General features: G+C 74.1%; 15 protein-coding genes. 8 read left to right on the top strand and 7 right to left on the bottom strand.

The features are described 5' to 3' along the window. Positions 1-128 precede the first annotated feature (128 nt). Complete coding sequence (locus H7X46_RS20025; RefSeq protein WP_186360856.1) at positions 129-2,432, bottom strand: hydantoinase B/oxoprolinase family protein; 2,304 nt, start codon at positions 2,430-2,432, stop codon at positions 129-131. Beyond that, the gene (locus tag H7X46_RS20020; RefSeq protein ID WP_186360855.1) at positions 2,429-4,585 is read right to left on the bottom strand and encodes a hydantoinase/oxoprolinase family protein; all 2,157 of its coding nucleotides are present in this window, start codon (positions 4,583-4,585) and stop codon (positions 2,429-2,431) included. The genes H7X46_RS20025 and H7X46_RS20020 overlap by 4 nt, the downstream gene beginning before the upstream one ends. 215 nt (positions 4,586-4,800) lie before the next feature. Here H7X46_RS20020 and H7X46_RS20015 point away from each other — a divergent pair, with 215 nt between their 5' ends. The 7 genes from H7X46_RS20015 (at position 4,801) to H7X46_RS19985 (ending at position 12,427) form a co-directional block, all read left to right on the top strand. Then, complete coding sequence (locus tag H7X46_RS20015; RefSeq protein ID WP_186360854.1) at positions 4,801-6,348, top strand: FAD-dependent monooxygenase; 1,548 nt, start codon at positions 4,801-4,803, stop codon at positions 6,346-6,348. After that, positions 6,345-8,021, top strand: coding sequence for a (2,3-dihydroxybenzoyl)adenylate synthase (locus H7X46_RS20010; RefSeq protein WP_186360853.1), 1,677 nt, complete (start codon positions 6,345-6,347; stop codon positions 8,019-8,021). The genes H7X46_RS20015 and H7X46_RS20010 overlap by 4 nt, the downstream gene beginning before the upstream one ends. Before the next feature lie 46 nt (positions 8,022-8,067). Next, positions 8,068-8,781: a TetR family transcriptional regulator gene (locus tag H7X46_RS20005; RefSeq protein ID WP_186360852.1), complete on the top strand. Its 714-nt coding sequence runs from the start codon at positions 8,068-8,070 to the stop codon at positions 8,779-8,781. A gap of 155 nt (positions 8,782-8,936) precedes the next feature. Further along, complete coding sequence (locus H7X46_RS20000; RefSeq protein WP_186360851.1) at positions 8,937-9,578, top strand: VOC family protein; 642 nt, start codon at positions 8,937-8,939, stop codon at positions 9,576-9,578. Further along, the gene (locus H7X46_RS19995; RefSeq protein ID WP_186360850.1) at positions 9,575-9,823 is read left to right on the top strand and encodes a hypothetical protein; all 249 of its coding nucleotides are present in this window, start codon (positions 9,575-9,577) and stop codon (positions 9,821-9,823) included. Before H7X46_RS20000 ends, H7X46_RS19995 begins: the two co-directional genes overlap by 4 nt. Continuing rightward, positions 9,820-11,067 carry an alpha/beta hydrolase gene (locus H7X46_RS19990; RefSeq protein WP_186360849.1) on the top strand — a complete coding sequence of 416 codons (1,248 nt, stop codon included), beginning with the start codon at positions 9,820-9,822 and terminating at the stop codon, positions 11,065-11,067. Before H7X46_RS19995 ends, H7X46_RS19990 begins: the two co-directional genes overlap by 4 nt. Positions 11,068-11,098: 31 nt before the next feature. Next, on the top strand, positions 11,099-12,427 hold the full coding sequence (locus tag H7X46_RS19985; RefSeq protein WP_222131368.1) for an MFS transporter: 1,329 nt from the start codon (positions 11,099-11,101) through the stop codon (positions 12,425-12,427). A gap of 11 nt (positions 12,428-12,438) precedes the next feature. On the opposite strand, the gene H7X46_RS19980 is transcribed toward H7X46_RS19985, so the two are convergent. From H7X46_RS19980 to H7X46_RS19970, 3 genes are read right to left on the bottom strand one after another with little or no spacing between them, the layout of a single operon-like run. After that, positions 12,439-13,083 carry a trimeric intracellular cation channel family protein gene (locus H7X46_RS19980; RefSeq protein ID WP_186360848.1) on the bottom strand — a complete coding sequence of 215 codons (645 nt, stop codon included), beginning with the start codon at positions 13,081-13,083 and terminating at the stop codon, positions 12,439-12,441. 10 nt (positions 13,084-13,093) lie between these two features. Then, positions 13,094-13,708 (bottom strand): TetR/AcrR family transcriptional regulator, encoded by a 615-nt coding sequence (locus H7X46_RS19975; RefSeq protein ID WP_186360847.1) that lies wholly within the window; start codon positions 13,706-13,708, stop codon positions 13,094-13,096. A 26-nt stretch (positions 13,709-13,734) separates the two neighbouring features. Then, entirely contained in the window at positions 13,735-14,883 is a 1,149-nt protein-coding gene (locus H7X46_RS19970) for an acyl-CoA dehydrogenase family protein (RefSeq protein WP_186360846.1), read from the bottom strand. Positions 14,884-15,084: 201 nt separating this feature from the next. Here H7X46_RS19970 and H7X46_RS19965 point away from each other — a divergent pair, with 201 nt between their 5' ends. Further along, a complete protein-coding gene (locus H7X46_RS19965) occupies positions 15,085-16,626 on the top strand; it encodes a long-chain fatty acid--CoA ligase (RefSeq protein WP_186360845.1) in 1,542 nt (513 codons plus the stop codon). 972 nt (positions 16,627-17,598) lie between these two features. Here the strand turns inward: H7X46_RS19965 and H7X46_RS19960 are convergent. After that, on the bottom strand, positions 17,599-19,896 hold the full coding sequence (locus tag H7X46_RS19960) for a cation-translocating P-type ATPase (protein WP_186360844.1): 2,298 nt from the start codon (positions 19,894-19,896) through the stop codon (positions 17,599-17,601). After that, the gene (locus H7X46_RS19955; RefSeq protein ID WP_186360843.1) at positions 19,896-20,858 is read right to left on the bottom strand and encodes a hypothetical protein; all 963 of its coding nucleotides are present in this window, start codon (positions 20,856-20,858) and stop codon (positions 19,896-19,898) included. Before H7X46_RS19955 ends, H7X46_RS19960 begins: the two co-directional genes overlap by 1 nt. Between the last annotated feature and the right edge of the window lie 35 nt (positions 20,859-20,893).

Genomic DNA, 20,893 nt, shown 5'->3' with positions numbered 1-20,893 from the left:
GCCGGTTCGGCCGAAATCCGGTCCCCGCACCTGTGCGATGTGACCACCCGCGCCGCCACCGCGGGCAGGTGCCGGGCGGAGCGGGTCCGGACGGGCGAGCAGCGCCGCGTACTCGCCCGCCCGGTGTCTCATCCCGCCGTGGCCGTGGGGCGCCCGAGCGTGGCCAGCGTGTTCGGGTGGTCGGTCGGCACCACCCCGGCGTACAGCGCCGTCCAGCACGACGGGCAGCTGTACTGCCGGAACACGACGTCGGCGTCGACGTAGTCGGCGGGGTCGGCGACGATCTGCGGCCCGGCACCACGGCTCGGGCCCTCGTACACCCCGACCGCGAGCCGGTCCTCCGGCGTGCCGAGGGACGTGCCGCAGTGCCGGCAGGCGACGTGCCCCCCGGTCGTCTCGACCAGGTTGTCGTCGAGGCGGCGGGCGCCGGTCAGGTCGATCCGGTCGCCGGGGACGCCGTCGACCCGGGACCGGTCGCGGCGCGCGGCACGCTGCCGGTCCCGCTCGGCCGTGGTGGCGGCCTCGTCGACGCCACCGCCGGCGATCACGACGCCGTACACCTCACGCGCCCCCTCGGGAGTGACCCGCTGTTCCCGGACGTCCCGGGCGACGGCCGCCGGGTCGCGGGTGAGCGGGTCGCCGTAGCCGCCACCGCCCTGCCAGGTCATCGCGAAGACCTCGCCGGGGGCCAGGTAGCTGGAGGTGTAGTTCTGTCCCGGCTCGAGCCGGTCGCTGATCTCGTCCAGCGTCACCGGCATCCGGCCCTCGGCGAACAGCCGGGCCACCGCCCCGTCTCGGGCGACGACGTCGAGGCCGCTGTTGCCCGGATGGCCGCCGGACAGCCCCACGTTCTGCGCCACCGCCTTGCCCGCCGAGGCGAGCACGAGACCCATCGGCAGGCTCGTCCCGTGCGGCGTGATCGCCACCGAGGCGCCGACCCCGCCGCGGTGCCGGCCCGGCCCGCCGGTGTCGGGTTCCTCCCGGCGCCACAGCGTGAGCACCGGGTAGAGGAACTCGGTCATCTCGACGTCCGGGATGCGGCCCATCGGGATCGCGAACAGCCCGCCGGTGTCCATCCCGTCGGCGTGCGGGCGGGCGCCGTAGCCGCCGGCCATCGGCTCCATGATGATCGACAGGAACGGGGCGGGCCGTTCGCCGCGCTCGTCCAGCCCGGCGATCACCGCCGTGTCCCAGGTGCCGCAGCAGGTGGCCTGCACGTTCTTGCCGAGCTCGAGGTCCCGGTCGAGCATCTGGGACAGGCACTCGGCGACCAGGCTGCCGGTCAGCCAGGCCGGGCCGATCGGGCCGCGGCTGACCGCGGCCGGGAAGGTCGCGTTGTTGATCGTGCCTTCCTCGGAGACCAGGTCGAAGCACCGCATCAACCCGCCGGCCGACCAGTGGATGTCGCCGGCGAGGATCGGCAGCAGCGCGAGCATGACGCCGCCGCGCATCCCGGCGTAGGTGCAGTTGATGACGCCGGCCTGCGGGTCGGTCCCGGTGAAGTCGAACGTCAGGTGGTCGCCCGCCTTAGTGGTGGTGACCGTGATCTTGTGCAGGTTGCGGTCGCCCTCGTGCGACTGGTCCTGGTAGCCGGTCGCCGACCAGCTCCCGTCGGGCAGGCCGGCCAGCTTGCCGCGCAGCCGGCTCTCGGCGTCGGCCATCATCCGCTTCATCACGGCCTTGACGGTGTCCGCGCCGTACTGCGCGATCAGCGCGTGCAGCCGCTCCCGGCCGACGTTGTTCGCGCCGATCTTCGCCCGCAGGTCCAGCCCGACCAGCATCGGCACCCGGGACCGCCGGACCCAGACGTCGGCGACGTCGCGCTGCAGCCGGCCGTCCCGGACGATCTTCACCGGCGGGGTGGGCAGGGACTCGGAGAAGACGTCCTGCGCGGCCGGGGAGAAGGAGCCCAGGCCGACGCCGCCCAGGTCGGGCTGGTGGGCGACGGCGCTGGTCCAGGCGAACAGCTTCCCCTCGTGGAAGACCGGCTGGAACACGATCACGTCGTTCTGGTGCAGGCCGCCGCCCACCCACGGGTCGTTGCACAGGAACATGTCGCCGGGCTCGATGCCGGGGTTGTCCGCGCGGTTCCGCAGCGTCCAGTAGATCGCCAGGTCCACGGCGCCGACCAGCATCGTGTTGTACAGGCCGACCTGGACCTCCTGGCCGATCTCGTCGGAGATCGCGAAGTCGAAGTCGTTCGCGTCCGTGACGATCGGGGAGCCGGACATGCGCTTGAGCGCCTCGCCCATCTCGTCGGTCACCGACCACAACCGGTGCCGGATCACCTCGTAGGTGAGCGGGTCGAGCGCGTCGATCTGCTCCTGGGTGACGGTGTGCGCCGGCAGCGACGAGGGCAGCGACCGGGCCAGCTCGGCCGGGTCGACGGGGCGGCTCGAGTACAGCTCGGAGCCGGGGATGGGCATGGTCATGACGCGCTCCCTGCCGTGACGGCGACGCCGGCGGCCGGGCGGGTGGTGCCGGCGGACGGGCGGATGGTGAGGTTGCCGAGCCGGTCGACGGTGCCGGTGGCCCCGGCCGGGACGACGACCGTGGTGGTCGGGACCTCCACGATCGCCGGCCCGGTGAGGACGTGCCCGGCGCGCAGCAGCCGGTAGTCGTAGACGTCGGTGTCGACGTACCCGGTGCGCCCGTCCAGGCAGACCGGGCGGGTTTCGGTGCGGGCGTCGGCCGGGTCGGGCGACGTCGCGGGCGGTACCTCGGGCAGCTCGGGGGAGAACGGCAGCACCCCGACGCCGCGGACCCGGAACGTGATGGCCTGGATCCCGGCCTCGCGGAAGCCGGAGCCGGCGCCGAACAGCGCGGCGTAGCGGTCCTCGAACGCGGCCGCGGCGGCCTCCACGGCGGCCATGTCCAGCGGTCCGGCGGCCACCGGTGCGGTCACCTCGGCGAGCTGCATCGTGTACCGCATGTCGACCTCGCGGTACAGCTGCACCCCGTCGTACCGCACACCCTGGCGGGCCAGCCCGTCGCGCACCTGGGTCTCCAGCCGGGCGAAGCTCTGCTCGGCGCGTTCCGGGTCGAACGGCACCGTGGTGGGGTCGGACAGCTCGGCCGACAGGACGATGTCGGACGAGGCCAGCCCGAACGCGGAGAACGCCGAGGCGACCGGCCCGAGGGGGACCACCACGTCGCCCGCCCCGACCTCGGCGGCGTAGCCCGCGCAGTGGGCGGGCCCCGCGCCGCCGAAGGCGTAGAGCACGAAGTCGCGCGGGTCGTGGCCGGCCTCGACGACCGTCTTGCGGAGCAGGTCGCCGGTCTGCGCGTTCTGCACGGTGTAGATCGCCGCGGCCGCCTCCTCGACGGTCAGGCCCAGCGGCTTGGCGATCCGGGTCTCGATCGCGGCCCGGGCCAGCTCCAGCGACAGCGGCTTGCGCCCGCCGAGCAGCCCGCGCTCGGGCAGGATGCCGAGGACCAGGTTCGCGTCGGTGTTCGTCGGCTCGGTGCCGCCGTTGCCGTAGCAGGCCGGCCCGGGTACGGCCTGGGCGCTGGCCGGCCCGATGCGCAGGTTCTGCCCGGCGTCCAGCCAGGCGATCGCGCCGCCACCGGAGCCGATGGCCTCCACCCGCAGGGTCGGGACGTTGATCGGGTGGTGGTTGATGACGGTCGTGGTGGCGCGGACCGGCTCGCCGTCGACGACCAGGCCGGCCAGGAACGTCGTGCCGCCGACGTCGGTGGCGATGATGTTGCGGTGGCCGAGCTGCCGGCCCAGGGCGACCGAACCGACGACGCCGCCGGTGAGCACCGAGCCCACCGTGCTGATCGCCGACGACGGTGCCTCGGCGGCGGCGACGGCGCCACCGTTGCTCTGCATCACCAGCAGCGGCCCGGCCAGCCCGTTCTCACGGAGGCCGGTCTCCAGGGTGGTGAGGTAGTCGCGCAGGCCGGGGCCGATCTGCGTGCTCATGATCGTCGTGGCGTTACGGGCGAACTCCCGGATCCGCGGGCTGACCTCCGAGGACAGCGCGACGAAGACGTCCGGGTCGACCTCGGCGACCAGCTCGCGCAGCCGCTGCTCGTGCACCGGGTTGCGGAACGACCACAGCAGCGAGATCGCGATCGCCCGCACGCCGTCGTCGACCAGGGCCCGGATCGCGGCGCGGGCCCCGTCCTCGTCGAGCGCCACGACGACGGTGCCGTCCCGGTCGATCCGCTCGGTCACCTCCAGCGCGTGCCGCTTCGGGACCAGGTGGTGGTCCTTGGCCTGGCCGAGCACGTCCTGCAGCTCGTGCGGGGAGCGGCCGAGGTAGCGGCCCTCGACGTTCATGATGTAGATCGAGTCGCGGTGGCCGCGGGTGGTGAGGAACCCGACGGGCGGCACGCTGCCGGTGACCAGGGCGTTCAGCGACGAGGTCGTGCCGTGCGCGATGTGGTGGGTGTCCGCCAGCATCTCCGGCAGCGACCGTCCGAGCTGCTCGGCCAGCAGCCCCAGCACGTCGAGCACGCCGCGGGAGTAGTCGGGCGGCGTGGAGGGGGACTTCGCGGCGAGCACCGTCCCGGCGTCGTCGTCGAGGACGGCATCGGTGAACGTGCCGCCCACGTCGACGCCGATGACATAGGCCATGACTCACGCTCCTTCGCGTGGCGGGAGCCGGGGCGGGTCCCGGTGAGACACGCCCGGCGCTGACGTACGCGTAGACTATTCTACGGAAGCGACGACCGGTCAAGCGTCGACCGGACCGGCTTGACGCGCGACTGCCGAGAGCGTCAAATACTTGACTGAGTCGTCAACGCTGCCGTCACTGCGCGGCTGCTGGTCGCCACGATCCGGAGGTAGGGATGCAGCTACGCCGAGCCGCGGTGCTGGGCGGGGGCCCGGGCGGGCTCTACACCGCGAGACTGTTGAAGCTCCGCCACCCGTCCTGCGAGGTCGTGGTGTACGAGCAGGGTCCGGCCGACGCCACGTTCGGCTTCGGCGTCGGCCTGGCCGCGGGGACCCAGCGCAAGCTCGAGGCCGCCGACCCGGACAGCCTGCGCGACCTGGTCGCGGCCGGGTACCGGCACGACATGACGATGCAGGTCGGCCGGAACACGGTCCGGGTGCACAACGACCGGTTGATCGGCATCGCGCGCACCGAGCTGCTCGCCGTCCTGCAGCGGCACGCGGAGAAGGCGGGGGTCGCCCTCGAGTTCGGGGAGCGGCACGACGCCGACGATCTCGACGCCGACCTGGTGGTCGCCGCGGACGGGATCCACAGCGCCACCCGCCGCCAGGGGGCGTTCGGGGAGCACGTCGAGGTCGGCCGCGGGCTCTACCTGTGGTGCGCCGGCGAGATCGCGATCCCGGACGCGGTCTTCGTGCCGCAGCCCACCGAGCACGGCACGTTCGTCACGCACGCCTACCCCTACTCCGGCGGGCGGAGCACCTTCCTGATCGAGACCGACGAGCAGACGTGGCGCCGCGCCGGGTTCGACGCCACCACGGAGGCCACCCCGCCCGAGGCGTCCGACGAGGTGGCGCTGCGGTACCTCGAGCAGGTGTTCGCCGAGCAGCTGCAGGGACGTCCGCTCATCGGCAACCGGACCCGCTGGCTGCGCTTCCACACGATCCGCTGCGACCGCTGGACCGACGGCCGGGTGGCGTTGCTGGGGGACGCCGCGCACACCGCGCACTTCTCCATCGGCTCGGGCACCAAGCTGGCGATGGAGGACGCGATCGAGCTGGTCGCGGCCCTGGACGAGGAACCGGACCTGGCGGCGGCGTTCGGGCGGTACGAGGCGGTCCGCAGGCCCGCCGTGGAACGCCTGCAGGAGCTGGCCCGGCGCAGCCAGCTGTGGTGGGAGTCGTTCCCCTCGCGGACCCACCTGCCGGTCGAGCGGCTCATGGTCGCCTACATGAGCCGGGCCGGGAACGTGCCCCTGGACCGGTTCGCCGAGACCGCGCCGGACGTCGTCGCGGGCGCGGTCGAGGCCTACGCGCGCGAGTCCGGGCACCCGCCCGTCGGCGAGGCGGGGGGCCGCGTCACCGACCGTGTCCTCGCCCAGCCCCTGCGGCACGGCACCGTCGACGCCTGCCGCCGGACCGCCGCGGCGCCGCCCGGGCTGGTCGGGATCACCGACGTCGTCACCGATCCGTGGAGCGACGACGGCGACGCGGTGGTCGAACGTGCCCGGGCCGCCCGTGCGGCCGGGGCGCCCGGGTTCCGGTTCACCGGCCCCGGGGACCGCCCGGCCGTCCTGACCCGGCTGGACCTGGCCGAACGGGTGCGCATGGAAGTGGGCGGGCTCATCGTCGTGGACGCCCCGGCCGGGCTGCGCGACGATCTCGCGGCCGGGCTGGTCTCCGGCCGGACCGACCTGGTGGAACTGATCGAGGAGCAGGCATGAGCACGACGCGACGGGGCGGGGCACTGGTCGACTTCCCGCCGGAGCGGGCCCGCACGTACCGGGAGGCGGGGCTGTGGGGCACGGCCACGATCGCCGACGAGTTCCACCGGACGGCGCTGGCCCACCCGGACCGGGACGCGGTCGTCGCGCCGGACGGGCGCGCGACCTACCGAGAGCTCGACGCGCGCAGCGACGCGCTCGCCGCCGGGCTGGCCGGGCTCGGTCTCCGGGCCGGTGAGCCGGTGCTGTTCCAGACGGGCAACACGCTCGCGACCGTCGTCGCGTGGTATGGGGTGCTCAAGGCGGGACTCGTGCCGGTCGCCACCCTCGCCGCGCACCGCGGGCACGAGATCGGCGAGATCAGCCGGCGGGTGGGTGCGGCCGCGCACCTGGTGGAGGCGGGCAGGCGGTTCGACCTCGTCGGCTTCGCGCTCGACCAGGGGAGCGACCATCCCAGCCTGCGGCACGTGCTCGTCGTCGGGGACGATCCGCGCGGGACCGCGGTCGACACCCTGGCGGCCGGGGCCGACCCGGCGCGGGCCAGGGCGCTCGTCGACGGCATCCAGTCCGGGATCGACCCGGACGACGTCGCGGTCTTCCAGCTCTCCGGCGGCACCACCGGTGTTCCCAAGGTCATCCCGCGCCGGCACGCCGAGTACTGGTACAACGCCGCCGCCTACGCCCGGAGCTGGGGGTGGACCCCCGGCACCCGGGTGGCCCACCTCATCCCGGTGATCCACAACGCCGGGATCGCCTGCGCGCTGCACGCCGCGCACAGCCTCGGGGCGTGCCTGGTGCTCGGACCGCCGGACCTCGACGTGTCCCTGCCGCTGATGGCGCGGGAGCGGGCGACCCACGTCCTGCTCGGGCACGGCCACTTCGGCGCGGTCGAGCATCCGGGGTTCCCCGCCGCGGCGGCGTCGCTCACCCAGGTCGTGCTGTCCGGTGCGAAGGTGCCGCCCGCCCTGTTCGCGCACCTGGAAGGGCTGGGGCTGTGGTCGGGGCAGCTGTTCGGCATGGGGGAGGGGCTCCTGCTGACCACCCGGCCCGGCGCCCCGCGCGCCGCCCGCGCCGAGACGGTCGGCACCCCGCTGTCCCCCTACGACGAGATCGCCGTCCTCGAGCCCGGCACCGAGACCGAGGTGTCCGACGGCGAGGTCGGCGAGCTGTGCTGCCGCGGCCCGTACACCCTGCCCGGCTACTTCGCCGCCCCCGAGCACAACGCCCGCGCGTTCACCTCGGACGGCTTCTACCGCACCGGCGACCTCGCCGCGATCCGCACGATCGACGGGCAGCGGTACGTCTCGATCGAGGGGCGGATCAAGGACCTCATCAACCGCGGCGGCGAGAAGGTCAACGCCGAGGAGGTCGAGCTGCTCCTGCTGCGCCATCCCCGGGTGACCGCGGTGGCGGTCGTGGCGATGCCGGACCCGCGGCTGGGGGAGCGGACCTGCGCGGTCGTCGTCACCGACGGCGCGCCGCTGGATCTCGACGAGGTGCGCCGGCACTTCGCGGCGCTCGACGTCGCCAAGTTCAAGTGGCCCGAGCGCATCGAGCACGTGGACGAGATCCCGCGCACCCTGGTCGGGAAGACGGACAAGAAGCGCCTGCAGGCCGAGGTCGCCGCCAAGGTGGGCGCCGAAAGCTCGACCGGCGCGGGTGCCCGCTCGTGAGCGCCGCACCGGCCGGCCCCGCCGCCCGCCTCTACCATCGGCTGCCATGAGTGCCAGCCCGTCGCGGAAGGGGGCTCCGCGGGCGAACACGGCACGCCGCGAGCTCGTCGAGAACGAGATCTACGAGCATGCGACGCGGCTGTTCGCGGAGCGCGGGTTCGCCGGGACCAGCCTGCAGGACATCGCCGACGCCATGGGGATCACCCGCCCCGCGCTCTACTACTACGTGCGCAGCAAGGACGAGCTGCTGGCCAAGCTCGTCATCGAGGTCACCGAGGGCCCGCTGGCCGACATCGCCCAGTTCGTCGAACGGCCCGGACTCGACCCGGTGGAGAAGCTGCGCGCGATGGTCGAGGTGTTCGTCGGGCGGCAGACACGCCAGCCCGAGCGGTTCCGGTTGCTGATCCGCTCGGAGGCCGAGCTGCCCGAGGAGCTGGCCGCGGCCCACGCCGAGAGCCGCCGGGCGGTGCTGCGCGCCGTGTCGGGGGTGATCGACGAGGGAGTGCGGGCCGGCCGCTTCCGGCCGGTGGACCCGCGGACCGCGGCCCTGGGCGTGCTCGGCATGTGCAACTGGGTCGCCTGGTGGTTCCACCCCGGCGGGCGCGACGACGCCGGCGCGGTCGTGGACGAGCTTGCCGACATGGCCGTCGGCGCGCTGCAGCGCGCGCCCGACCGGGTGCCTGACGGGGACAGCCCGGCCGCGGCGCTCAAGCTGCTCCGGCAGGACCTGGACCACCTCGAACGGCTCCTCGACGGCTGAGCCCGACCCCACCGACCGCCCCTCCGCCCCGTGGTGGAGGGGCGGTCGCGTGTCCGGGCCCTCCGCGTCTTCATCGGATCCGTCAAACAATTGACTCACTCGTTGAGCCTGCTCTAGCATCGGTCGCACGTGACGCAGCACGACGGAGGCAGGACATGACCGAGCTGGACCACCGGGTGCGGGGCGTCGACCACGTCGCGTTCCCGACCTTCGACCCGGCGGCGACCGTGCGCTTCTACCGGGACGTCCTCGGGTTCCCGGTCGTGCACTCGATCTGCGCGGCCGGCTGGGGGCCGGAGGACCACCCCGACTTCATCCACTTCTTCTTCGACATCGGCAACGACGACCGGATCGCGTTCTTCTACTACTTCGGCACCGACCGCTCCGTCGGTGGACCGGAGGGGCAGAAGGGCGACGACTACGCGCGGTTCGGCGCGGACGTCCCGGAGTACTTCGTGCGGTCGCGCCACCTCGCCATCCACGTCGAGAGCGAGGAGGACCTGCTGGAGTACCGGCGCCGCCTCGACGACAGCGAGTGGCCGGTGGAGATGCAGATCAAGCACGAGACCATCGAGTCGATCTACACCCACGATCCGAACGGCTACATGTTCGAGATCACCCGGGCGATGCGGGCGGTGACCCCGCAGGAGGACCTGGACGCGAACCTCACGATCGACGCGCTGCTCGACGTGGTCGGCGGTCCCGAGCCGGCGACCTTCGGCGCGCTGCTGGCCCGCAAGGCGGAGCTGATCGTCGAGCGGGCGGCGGACTGGGACCCGGAGGTCGCGGCGCGATGACCACGCTGTACGTCCTCGACGTCCCCGAGAACACCTCCGTGGCCAAGGTCGCCGCGGAGGCCCCGGACGTCGTCGTCGACCGGGTCGGACCGTACTTCGAGATCCGCGCCGAGGGGCAGATCGTGATCGACCGCCGGACCACCGGCTGCCGGCACGCCGTCTGGTACTCGTGCGTGGCCGGCGTGCCCCGGGGCAGCCGGATCACCCAGCACGACAAGGACGCGCTGCGGGTGGCGCCGGCATGACCCGGACCACGGGGCTCGGGGCGGGGCGCTACCTGACCCCGGGCCGCCGCCCGGAGTCAGGCGTCACCAGCGTCCACGAGCTGGCCACGCACGACGGGGCCACCGTCCGCGGCGTGCTGGCGACGGTGCCCGGTGCGCGCACCGTGGTGTGCCTGATGCACCCCCGCCAGGACGTCACGCACCACCCGCTGGTGCCGCTGCTGCTGCAGGCCGGTGTCGCGGTCTGGACCCAGCAGAGCCGGTCGGTCAACAACGACCTCACCCTCGTGCACGAGCAGGCGCTGCTCGACGTCGCCGCCGGGACGGAGTTCCTGCGCGAGCGCGGGTTCGACGCGGTCGTCACCCTCGGCCACTCGGGGGGCGGCACCCTCTACGCCTTCTACCACGAGCAGGCGGGCCGCCCGCCGGAACGGCGCATCGCCACCACGCCGGGCGGGCGGCCGGTCCCGCTCGCCGACGCCGCGATGCCGGTGCCGGACGGCGCGATCTTCCTCGCGCCGCACCCGGGGCAGGGCCGGCTGCTGCTCGGGTGCATCGATCCCTCGGTCGCAGACGAGGGCGACCCGCTCTCGGTGGTCCCCGAGCTCGACCCGTTCGATGCCGCGAACGGGTTCGCCGAGCCCCCCGCGAGCTCGTCGTACGCGCCGGAGTTCCTGGAGCGCTACCGGGCCGCGCAACGCGACCGGGTCGCCCGCATCGACGCGGTCGCCCGCGAGCACCTCGCCCGCACCGCCGAGGCCCGCGCCGCGTTCAAGCGCGGGGGTGCGGCGTCCGACCGGCGGCGCGCGCTCGCACCGAAGATCATCACCGTGTTCCGCACTGACGCGGACCCGCGCACCGTGGACCTGTCCCTCGACCCCAGCGAGCGCCCCTACGGCTCGGTCTTCGGCCGGCGTCCCGATCTGATCAACTACGGGCAGGTCGGGTTCGGCCGGCTCACCACGCCCGAGGCCTGGCTCTCCACCTGGTCCGGGTTGAGCTCGAACGCCGACTTCGTCCGCTGCGCACCCGGGGTGAGCGCCCCGACGCTGTTCGTGGAGCTCAGCGGGGACCAGGCCGCGTTCCCGTCCGACTCGCGCCGCATGATCGACGCGCTGGGCAGCACCGACCGGACGGCCACGACCGTGCGGGGCCTGCACTTCGGCGGGCCGATCGCCGACGGCGAACCCACCGGCAACGAGCTGGCCGCGCGGGAGATCGCCGGCTGGCTGTCCGATCGTTTCGCACTCGTTCCCCCCGCCTGATCTCCGGGCCCGCAGAGAAAGGCACGACGCCGTGCCCTCCGTCCCGCCGGTCCTCGACCGCACCCCGCCCAGCGTCCTGCTCCTGTGCCTCGCCTGCATGACCCTCGAGGGCTACGACGTCATCGCCTTCGGTGCCGCGTTGCCGTTCCTGCTCGCCGACCAGGCGTGGAACGTCTCGGTCGCCCAGGCCGGTGTGCTCGGCAGCCTCACGCCGGTCGGGATGCTCGTCGGCGCGATCGGCGTCGGCCTGCTCACCGACCGGCTCGGCCGGCGCAGGCTGGTCCTGCTGAGCGCGGCCGTGTTCTCGCTCGCGATGCTGCTCTGCGCGGCCGCCCCCGGGGTGCCCGCGTTCGCGGTGGGCCGCCTCCTGGTCGGGCTCGGCGTCGGTGGCGTGCTGCCCTCGATCGCCGCGCTCGTCTACGAGTACTCCGCGCCGGGGCGGCGGAACCTCAACGCCGCGCTCGCCTTCGCCGGTGTCGGCGTCGGGGGTGCGCTGGCCGCGCTCGTGTCGGGCGCCTACGGACCGCAGTTCGGCTTCCGCGTGGTCTACCTGGTGGGCGGCGCCGCGGCACTGGTCGTCCTCCCGGCGGCGCTGCGCTTCCTGCCCGAGTCCCTGATCCACCTGCGCAGCCGGGGCCGGACCGACGACGCGCTGCGCTGGGCGGACCGGCTCGGTCTCGACCGGGACCTCGCGACGGGACCCGCGGACGACGACGGCGCGGACCCGGGCCGGGGCCGCCTGAGGCTGCTGTTCTCGGCGCGGTACCGCGCGACCACGATCCTGTTCGGCCTGGCCACGTTCCTGTCGTTGCTGGTGCTGTTCGGGCTCTACACCTGGTTGCCGCAGCTCATGCGGTCGGCCGGCTACGAGCTGGGTTCCGCACTGTCCTTCCTGGTGGTCCTGAACATCGGGACGGCCGTCGGTCCCCTGGTCGTCGGGCGGATCGCCGACCGCATCGGGTCCCGCCGCGCGACCGCGGGCTCGTTCCTGCTCGCCGTCGTCGGGATCGCCGTGCTCAGCCAGCCCCTGCCGGCCGGGCTGCTGCACGCCGCTGTCGTGCTCGCCGGTGTCGGCACGGTCGGCACCCAGATCCTGATCAACGTGTTCGTCGCGAGCCGCTACCCGGTCCGCGCCCGGGCTACGGCGATCGGCACGGCCCTGTCGGTCGGGCGGCTCGGCGGGATCGTCGGCCCGGTGTACGGGGCGCTCCTCGTCGGCGCGGAGCTCCCGATCACGGCGCTGTTCCTCGCGTTCGCGGCGCCGGCGCTCGTCGGCGCGATCGTGGTCGCGGCCGTCCCGCGCGGCGATGGCGCACCGGCCGGGCGCGGTGTCCGGCAGGTCCACGGCACCACGTCCTGACCCGCCCGCGGTCACTCCTGCCGCTCGGGCCGGGGCCGGCCCGGCGGGCGCGGCGCGTCGAGACCGAAGTGGACGCCGGCGAGCCGCACCGCCAGGCACAGGGTCCCGCCGAGCAGCGCCCCGAGCAGCTCGGGCGCGCCGGCCACCGACGCGACGACCACCACCACGGCGCCGAGCAGTGCCGGGATCGCGTACAGCTCGCTCTGCAGGACGGTGGGCACCCGGCGGACGAGCACGTCGCGGATCGTCCCCCCGCCGACGGCGGTGATCCCGCCCAGCAGGACGGCCTGGCCGGCGCCGAGGCCGAGGTCCAGTGCCTTCCCCGCACCGGTCACCGCGAACAGGCTCAGACCCAGGGCGTCGAACACCAGGATCGGGCCGGTGAGCCGCAGCAGCTGGCGGCTCAGCGCGAACGCGAGCAGACCGCCGACCGTGGCGACGAGCAGGTAGCGCCAGTCGGCGAAGGTGGCCGGGGGCAGCGCGTCCAGCAGGATGTCACGCACGATCCCGCCGCCCAGCGCGGTGATCACACCGAGCGTGATCACCCCGACGATGTCCACGTGCGCGACCCGCACCGCGGTGAGCGCCCCGTTCAGCGCGAACGCGAAGACCCCGATCAGGTCGAGGACCAGGACGAGCGAGGACGCGGTGTTCATGCCCGTCGTTCTACCCGGGCCGGATCGGCGCCCCCGGCCCGGTCGGCCGCAGCGCGGCGTCCAGCGTGACCGCCCACTGCCCGGCGACCCGCGCGCGCCGTGCGGAGTCGTCGGTGAGCACGTCGGCGAGCCCCAGCCCCCGGGCCAGGTCCAGGGTGGCCTGCACCAGGCGGTGCGCCACCGGGTCGCCGTCGTCGACGCCGAGCAGCTCGACCAGCAGCCGGTGGGCATGCCGTCCGAACTTCGCCTCCAGCGGCACGATCCGCGCCCGGAGCGCCTCGTCGGCGGCCGCGGCCGTCCAGACCTGCAGGGCGGCCTTGAACAGCGGCCCGGCGAACAGGTCGAGGATGCGCACGACGACGTCCTCGGTGCCGGTCGGTGGATCCGGCACGGCGCGGAGCTCGGCGATCCGGGCGTCGAACATGTGCTCCAGGGCCGCGACGATCAGATCCTCACGGGTGGGGAAGTGGTGCTGGGCCGCACCGCGGGACACCCCGGCCCGCTCGGCGGCGGCCGACACGGTGGTCGCCGCCCAGCCCCGGGACGCGAGGCAGTCGACGGTGGCGGCGAGCAGCTGCGCGCGCGTCGCCCGGCTGCGGTCCTGCTTGGGCTCCCGTGCGGACATCGCGACCGCCGCTCACGCCACGGCCGTCATCGCCGGTAGCCCAGCCGGTTCGCGGCCAGCCCGGTCATGATCTCGGTGGTGCCGCCGCCGATACCGAGGATGCGCATGTCGCGGTACTGGCGCTCGATCTCCATCTCGCGCATGTACCCGAGCCCGCCGAACAGCTGCACGGCCTCGTTCACCACCCACTGGCCGGCCTCGACCGCGGTGTTCTTGGCGAAGCAGGTCTCGACGACCAGGTCGTCCTCACCGGCGGCGGCCCGCTCGGCGAGCCGCCGGGTGTAGACCCGCGCGACGTCGATCCGGCGGGCCATCTCGGTGAGCGTGTTCTGCACGGCCTGCCGGCCGATCAGCGGCCGGCCGAACGTCTCGCGGTCCCGGCACCACCGTTCGGTGAGGTCCAGGCAGCGCTGGGCCCCGGCGTAGGCCTGGACCGCGAGGGCGACCCGCTCGGCGACGAACGCCCGGGCGATCTGGAGGAAACCGGAGTTCTCGGCGCCGACCAGGTTCCCCGCCGGCACCCGGGCGCCGGTGAAGGCCAGCTCGGCGGTGTCCGAGGCGTGCCAGCCCATCTTCTCCAGCTTGCGGGTCACGGTGAACCCCGGCGTGTCCCTCTCGATCACCAGCAGGGAGATGCCGCCGGCGCCGGGCTCGCCGGTGCGGACCGCGGTGACGACGAAGTCGGCGCGCACGCCCGAGGTGATGAACGTCTTGGCGCCGTCGACCACGAACTCGTCGCCGTCGCGGACGGCCCGGGTCGTCAGGTGCCCGACGTCGGACCCGCCGCCCGGCTCGGTGATCGCCAGCGCGCCGATCATCTGCCCGGCGAGGGTGGGCCGCACCCAGCGCTCGATCTGTTCCGGGTCGCCCGCCCACGTCAGGTGCGGGACGGCGATGCCGGCGGTGAACAGCGACGCGAGGACGCCGCCGGAGGCGCCCGCGTGCAGCATCTCCTCGGTGATCACCACGGAGTCGATCAGGTCGCCGCCGCCACCACCGGCCTCGGCCGGGAAGCTCGCCCCGATCAGCCCGAGCTCGCCGGCCCGCTCGTGCAGCGTGCGGGGCAGCTCGCCGGCCCGCTCCCAGTCGTCCAGGTGGGGCAGCACGTCGGTCTCGACGAAACGCCGGACGGTCTCGCGCAGGGCGCGTCGCTCCTCGGTCTCCCAGACGTCCACCGCGGCTCCTTCGGGTGTGCGGAACGGAGCCGATCATGACGTCGCCGGCACGGAAAAGGCAAGCACGCTTGATTGTTTTTCGGCACCGGGGACCGCTAGCCTCGGTGCCCGGTGAGCGCGCTCACATCCGGTGCGGCGCGTGCCCGCGAGCCCGCAGTCCGGCCGGCGAGCCGGAGCGACGACGCCGACGAGGAGTGCCCCATGGCCCAGTCCGTGCCCCCGGTGACCGACCTCGGCTCCTGGATCCCCCGGCGAGCCGCCGCGATCGGGCACCTGCCGGCGATCACCTTCGACGGCCGGACCACCACCTACGGCGCCCTCGCCGACCGGATCGACCGGCTGGCCGCCGAACTCGCGGCCGGCGGTGTCGGCCGCGGCGACCGGGTCGGCTACCTCGGGACGAACCATCCGGATTTCCTCGTCACGCTCTTCGCGACCGCCCGGATCGGTGCGATCTTCGTCCCGCTGAACTTCCGCCTCACCGCGCCCGAGCTGGCGCACATCCTCGGCGACGCCGGCGTGCACACGCTCGTGGCCGACGCCGAGCACGCGGCCGTCGTCGATCCGGTCCGCGCCGAGGCCGGGGTGACCCGCGCGCTGGCGCTGTCCCCGGTCCCCGGCTGGGAGCCCCTCGAGGAGCTGCTGGCCGGGCGCGCCCCGCTCGCCGAGCCGGTCCACCCGGAACCCGACGAGGTCGCGCTGATCATGTACACGTCCGGGACGACCGGGCGGCCCAAGGGCGCGATGCTCACCCACGGGAACCTGTTCTGGAACAACGTCAACGCGCTGCTCTCGTTCGACATCAGCCAGAACGACGTCTCGCTGGTCGCGGCGCCGCTGTTCCACATCGGCGGCCTGAACGTGACCACCCTGCTCACCCTGCAGAAGGGCGGGCACATCGTGCTCATGCCGGCGTTCGACCCCGGGCAGGCGCTGAAGCTGATCGCCGAGTACCGGGTCACCACGATGTTCGGCGTGCCGGCGATGTTCCTGTTCCTCGGCCAGCTGCCCGAGTTCGGCTCCGCGGACCTGTCCAGCGTCCGCTACCTCATCTGCGGTGGTGCGCCGGTCCCGGAGGCCCTGATCCGGCGCTACGACGAGCGCGGCATCCCGTTCGCCCAGGGCTACGGCCTCACCGAGACCGCGCCGCTCGCGCTGGTGCTCCGCACCGACGAGGTCGGGCGCAAGCTCGGCGCTGCCGGCCACCAGGTCCTGCCGCTGTCGGACGTGCGGCTGGTCGACGGCGCGAACCAGCCCGTCCCGGCGGGGGAGCGCGGCGAGATCTGCGTGCGGGGCCCGCAGGTGATGGCCGGCTACTGGCGCAACCAGGAGGCCACCGACGCGGTGATCGACGACGAGGGCTGGTTCCACACCGGGGACGTCGGCCGGGCCGACGACGAGGGCTACGTGTGGGTGGTCGACCGGGTCAAGGACATGATCATCAGCGGTGGCGAGAACGTCTATCCGGCCGAGGTCGAGGACGTGCTGTACCGCCACCCCGCCGTCGCCGAGGTCGCGGTGCTCGGCACGCCGCACGAGCGGTGGGGCGAGGCCGTCACGGCCGTCGTCGCGCTCCAGGAGGGCGCGACGGTCGAGCTGGAGGACCTGCGCGAGTTCGCCCGCGACAGCCTCGCCGGATACAAGCTGCCGGTGCGGCTGGAACGCGTCGACGCGCTGCCCCGCAACCCGGCCGGCAAGGTCCTCAAGTACCAGCTGCGCGAACAGCTGACCGAGCGGCCCTGACCGCCCGCCGGGCCGGCCTGCGCGACCCGGCGCCCGGTCCTGTGCTGGCCCCGTCCGATCGAGGAGCACGTTCCTGCCCCGGCGAGGGCATCACCGTGCAGATCACCAGCGACCGCGAGCCCGAGACGCACGATTCCGCCCCGCGGGGGCGTCTGCGTGTAGATCATCTGCGCCTCGGGGGCCTGAGTTGCACGATCTCGCCCGAGTGAGGGTGTCACCGTGCAGATGATCAGCGACCTGGGTCGTGAGTCGCACGAATTCGCCCCAGCCAGGACGTCACCGTGCAGATGATCAGCGACCTGGGGTGTGAGTTGCACGATTCCGCCGGGGTGAGGGCGTCAGCGTGCTGATCATCAGGGACCGTGAACCCGAGGCGCACGATCTCGCCCCGGCGAGGGCGTCTGCGTGCAGATCATCGGCGGCCCGGGGCTCGAGGCGCACGATTTCGTCCGGGTGAGGGCGTCTGCGTGCAGATGATCAGCGGCCCCGGGCGCGAGTTGCACGATCCCGCCCGGGCGAGGGCGTCAACGTGCAGATGATCAGTGGCCGCTGAGCGTGAGTTGCACGATTCCGCCCGGGCGGGGGGCGTCACGGTGCAGATCACCAGCGCCCGCGGGCCCGAGTCGCACGATCGCGCCCCGGCGAGGACGGCAACGCGCAGGCGAGACGTGTCGCGGTCGCCGACCTGCACGGTCTGGCCCTGCCGGGGTGCCCCGCTGCGGAGCGCCGGACGTCCCGGCGGCCGTGGCGCACCACCCGACCCCCGCGGGGCGCCGGCGTGCCTCGCCCCACCCTCGCCGGCACGGGAACGTGCCCGCAGCGTGACACGCCGTCGGCCCTCGCGGTGCCGTCACGCCCCGGCCCCCGTCACCCGATCCGCCGGCCTCGTGCACCGTGAGCGGAGAGCGTCCCGAGCCGCCCCGCACCGGGCCCGGTGCTGGGCCCGGCGCGGAGGTGCGAGCGGCTGCGGTGTCAGGCCGCGTGCCCGCGGAAGGTGCGCAGCCGCAGGCTGTTGGCGACCACGCTGGCGGAACTGACCGCCATCGCCGCCCCGGCGATCATCGGGTTGAGCAGGCCCAACGCCGCCAGCGGGATCGCCGCCGTGTTGTAGGCGAACGCCCAGAACAGGTTGCCCCGGATCGTCCCCAGGGTCCGGCGGGCGAGCCGGACCGCGTCCGCGGCGGCGCGCAGGTCGCCGCGGACCAGGGTGATGTCGGAGGCCTGGATGGCGACGTCGGTGCCGGTGCCCATGGCCAGGCCGAGGTCTGCCCGGGCGAGCGCGGCGGCGTCGTTGACGCCGTCGCCGACCATCGCGACGACCCGGCCCTCGCCCTGCAGCCGTTCGATCACGGCCAGCTTCTCCTCCGGCATCACGTCGGCGATCACGGTCCCGGGCCCGGGCTCGATGCCGACCTCGGCGGCGACCGTCTCGGCCACGGCCCGGTTGTCCCCGGTCAGCAGGACGGGAGTGAGCCCGAGCCTGCGGAACTCGGCGACGGCCTCGGCGGAGGTGTCCTTGACCGTGTCGGCGACGACCAGCACGGCCCGGGCCTCGCCGTCCCAGGCGACGGCGACCGTGGTGCGGCCCCGCGCGGCCTCCGCGGCCGCGGTGTCGGCGAGTGCCCCGGTGAGCGGGACCGACCACTGCTCGAGCAGCCGGGGCCGCCCGACCAGGACGGCGTGCCCGTCGACCACGCCGGAGACCCCGAGGCCCTCGTGGTTGGTGAAGTCGTCGACCCCGGGCAGCGGGCCGGTGCGCTCGGCGGCGGCGCCGGCGACGGCCGCGGCGATGGGGTGCTCGGAGGCGTTCTCCAGTGCACCGGCCAGCCGCAGTGCGGTGGCCTCGTCGACGCCGTCGGCGGTGCGGACCCCGGCCAGGGTCATCGTCCCGGTGGTGACGGTGCCGGTCTTGTCGAGGACGACGGTGTCGACCTTGCGGGTCGACTCGAGCACCTCCGGACCCTTGATCAGGATGCCCATCTGGGCGCCCCGGCCGGTCCCGACCAGCAGCGCGGTCGGCGTCGCCAGCCCGAGGGCGCACGGGCAGGCGATGATCAGGACGGCGACGGCGGCGGTGAACGCGGCGGTCACGCCCGCGCCCGCGCCGAGCCAGAACCCGAGGGTCACCGTCGCGACGACGATGACGACCGGCACGAACACGCCGGAGATCCGGTCGGCGAGCCGCTGGACCGCGGCCTTGCCGTTCTGGGCGTCCTCGACGAGCTTCGCCATCTGGGCGAGCTGGGTGTCGGAGCCGACCCGCGTCGCGCGCACGACGAGCCGCCCACCGGTGTTGACGGTCGCCCCCACCACGGTGTCGCCGACCGCCACCTCGACCGGCACCGACTCGCCGGTGAGCATGGACGCGTCGACGGCCGACCGGCCCTCGACGACCGTGCCGTCGGTCGCGATCTTCTCCCCGGGCCGGACGACGAACCGGTCGCCGACGGCGAGCGCGGAGGCGGGGATCTGGGTCTCGACGCCGTCGCGGAGCACGACGACGTCCTTCGCTCCCAGCTCCAGCAGGGCACGCAGCGCAGCACCGGCGCGGCGCTTGGACCGCGTCTCGAAGTAGCGGCCGGCCAGGATGAACGTGATCACCCCGGCGACGACCTCCAGGTAGATGTTCCCGGCGCCGTCGGAGGGCGACACCGTGAGCTCGAAGGGGTGCGTCATGCCGGGGATGCCGGCGGTTCCGAGGAACAGCGCGTAGACCGACCAGGCCATGGCCGCGGTCGTGCCCAGCGAGATGAGGGTGTCCATCGTCGCCGCGCCGTGCCGCAGGTTCGTCCAGGCGGCCCGGTGGAACGGGGCACCGGCCCATGCCCACACCGGCGCCGCGAGGACCAGCGACAGCCACTGCCAGTTGGTGAACTGCAGCGCCGGGACCATCGCCATGGCGACGACCGGCAGTGCGAGCAGCGCCGACACGACCAGCCGCTGCCGCAGCGCCCGGAGCTCCGCGGTGTCCTCGCCACCGTCGTCGGCGGAGCGGTCGTCGGCGGAGCCGTCGTCGCCGGCGCGCTCCGGGGCCGGCAGAGTGGCCGTGTAGCCGGTCGACTCCACGGTGGCGACCAGCTCGTCGGGTCCGATCCCGGCGGGGGCGGAGACCCGGGCCTTCTCGGTGGCGTAGTTGACCGTGGCGGTGACGCCGTCGAGCCGGTTGAGCTTGCGCTCGACCCGGTTCGCGCAGGAGGCGCAGGTCATGCCGCCGATGGCGAGCTCGATCTCGCGGACCTCGTCACCGGGCTGCGGGAGTGTCGCGGTCATCAGTGGCCTCCCTCGCCTGCGTCGTGGCCGTGTCCGCCGGCCGGGGCGGCCGGGGTCGCGGGGGTGGCCGGGGAGCCGGCGCCCGCGGTCGGGACGGTGAACTGCACGGTGCGGACCTCGCCGCCGTGCTGGAAGTCCAGGAACAGCCGGTAGGTGCCGGCCGAGGGGACCTCGGTGTGGAAGGTGATCCCGGGCCCGGGCGCGGTGACCCCGTCGCCGGGCGTGCCGTCGGGGTGGACGTGCACGTAGCCGAGGTCGCCGGTGCGCAGCGCCACGAGGTGACCGTACGCCCCCAGGTACGGCTGCAGGTTGGTGACCGGCCGCCCGTTGCGGGAGACGGTGAGGGTGAGGTCCGAGGACCGCCCCGGGGTGAGGTCGCCGTCGAGGGTGACCTGGTAGCCGCCGGGCGCGGTGGCGGTGCGGTTCGGCTCCGGCGCGACCGGTGCGAACCGTCCGGGCGCGGACAGGTCGACGCCGAGCGTGGAGGCCGGCCCGCCGGTCGGGACGAAGTCGGCGAACGCCCGGTAGCTGCCGCCCCCGGCGAGGGTCACCGGCACCCGCCAGGTCCCGTCCGGGGACATCACCGGGTGCACGTGCTGGAAGTCGGCGGTGTCGCGGCGGACCAGGACGAGGTGCATCTGCTTGTCGTGCCCGACCTCGAAGCGGGTGACCGGCGCGCCGTCCGGGCCGGTGATCCGGTACGCGAGCTCGGTGGGGGTCGCCACCGGCAGCGTCGGGGTGAGGGGCACGAGCGTGTAGCCGTTGCGGCTGGACGCGAGCCCGCCGGGTTCGGCGGGGGCGGCCGGTTGCGCCGGCGCCGGAGCCCCGGCGGGGGCGGCGCTCGCGGCGGCCGGTCGCGGGGTGTCGGCGGGCGCGCCGACGGTGGAGCCGACGGCGAACGCGCCGGCCCCGAGCAGGACGACGGCCGCGCCGTAGGCGGACAGTCGTGCGGCTGTGTTCATGACGGAAGGTCCTTCGTCTCGGACCCGGCACGGGT

It is taken from the genome of Pseudonocardia sp. C8 (assembly GCF_014267175.1).
Taxonomy (GTDB): domain Bacteria; phylum Actinomycetota; class Actinomycetes; order Mycobacteriales; family Pseudonocardiaceae; genus Pseudonocardia.
Note: the sequence above shows the minus strand (reverse complement) of the source record. Positions and strands in the feature narration are given on the sequence as shown.

Bases quoted from the DNA above. Each gene is read 5' to 3' on its own strand.
- H7X46_RS20025 (WP_186360856.1), bottom strand. From the start codon at position 2,432: ATGACCATGCCCATCCCCGGCTCCGAGCTGTACTCGAGCCGCCCCGTC.
- H7X46_RS20020 (WP_186360855.1), bottom strand. From the start codon at position 4,585: ATGGCCTATGTCATCGGCGTCGACGTGGGCGGCACGTTCACCGATGCC.
- H7X46_RS20015 (WP_186360854.1), top strand. From the start codon at position 4,801: ATGCAGCTACGCCGAGCCGCGGTGCTGGGCGGGGGCCCGGGCGGGCTC.
- H7X46_RS20010 (WP_186360853.1), top strand. From the start codon at position 6,345: ATGAGCACGACGCGACGGGGCGGGGCACTGGTCGACTTCCCGCCGGAG.
- H7X46_RS20005 (WP_186360852.1), top strand. From the start codon at position 8,068: ATGAGTGCCAGCCCGTCGCGGAAGGGGGCTCCGCGGGCGAACACGGCA.
- H7X46_RS20000 (WP_186360851.1), top strand. From the start codon at position 8,937: ATGACCGAGCTGGACCACCGGGTGCGGGGCGTCGACCACGTCGCGTTC.
- H7X46_RS19995 (WP_186360850.1), top strand. From the start codon at position 9,575: ATGACCACGCTGTACGTCCTCGACGTCCCCGAGAACACCTCCGTGGCC.
- H7X46_RS19990 (WP_186360849.1), top strand. From the start codon at position 9,820: ATGACCCGGACCACGGGGCTCGGGGCGGGGCGCTACCTGACCCCGGGC.
- H7X46_RS19980 (WP_186360848.1), bottom strand. From the start codon at position 13,083: ATGAACACCGCGTCCTCGCTCGTCCTGGTCCTCGACCTGATCGGGGTC.
- H7X46_RS19975 (WP_186360847.1), bottom strand. From the start codon at position 13,708: ATGTCCGCACGGGAGCCCAAGCAGGACCGCAGCCGGGCGACGCGCGCG.
- H7X46_RS19965 (WP_186360845.1), top strand. From the start codon at position 15,085: ATGGCCCAGTCCGTGCCCCCGGTGACCGACCTCGGCTCCTGGATCCCC.
- H7X46_RS19960 (WP_186360844.1), bottom strand. From the start codon at position 19,896: ATGACCGCGACACTCCCGCAGCCCGGTGACGAGGTCCGCGAGATCGAG.
- H7X46_RS19955 (WP_186360843.1), bottom strand. From the start codon at position 20,858: ATGAACACAGCCGCACGACTGTCCGCCTACGGCGCGGCCGTCGTCCTG.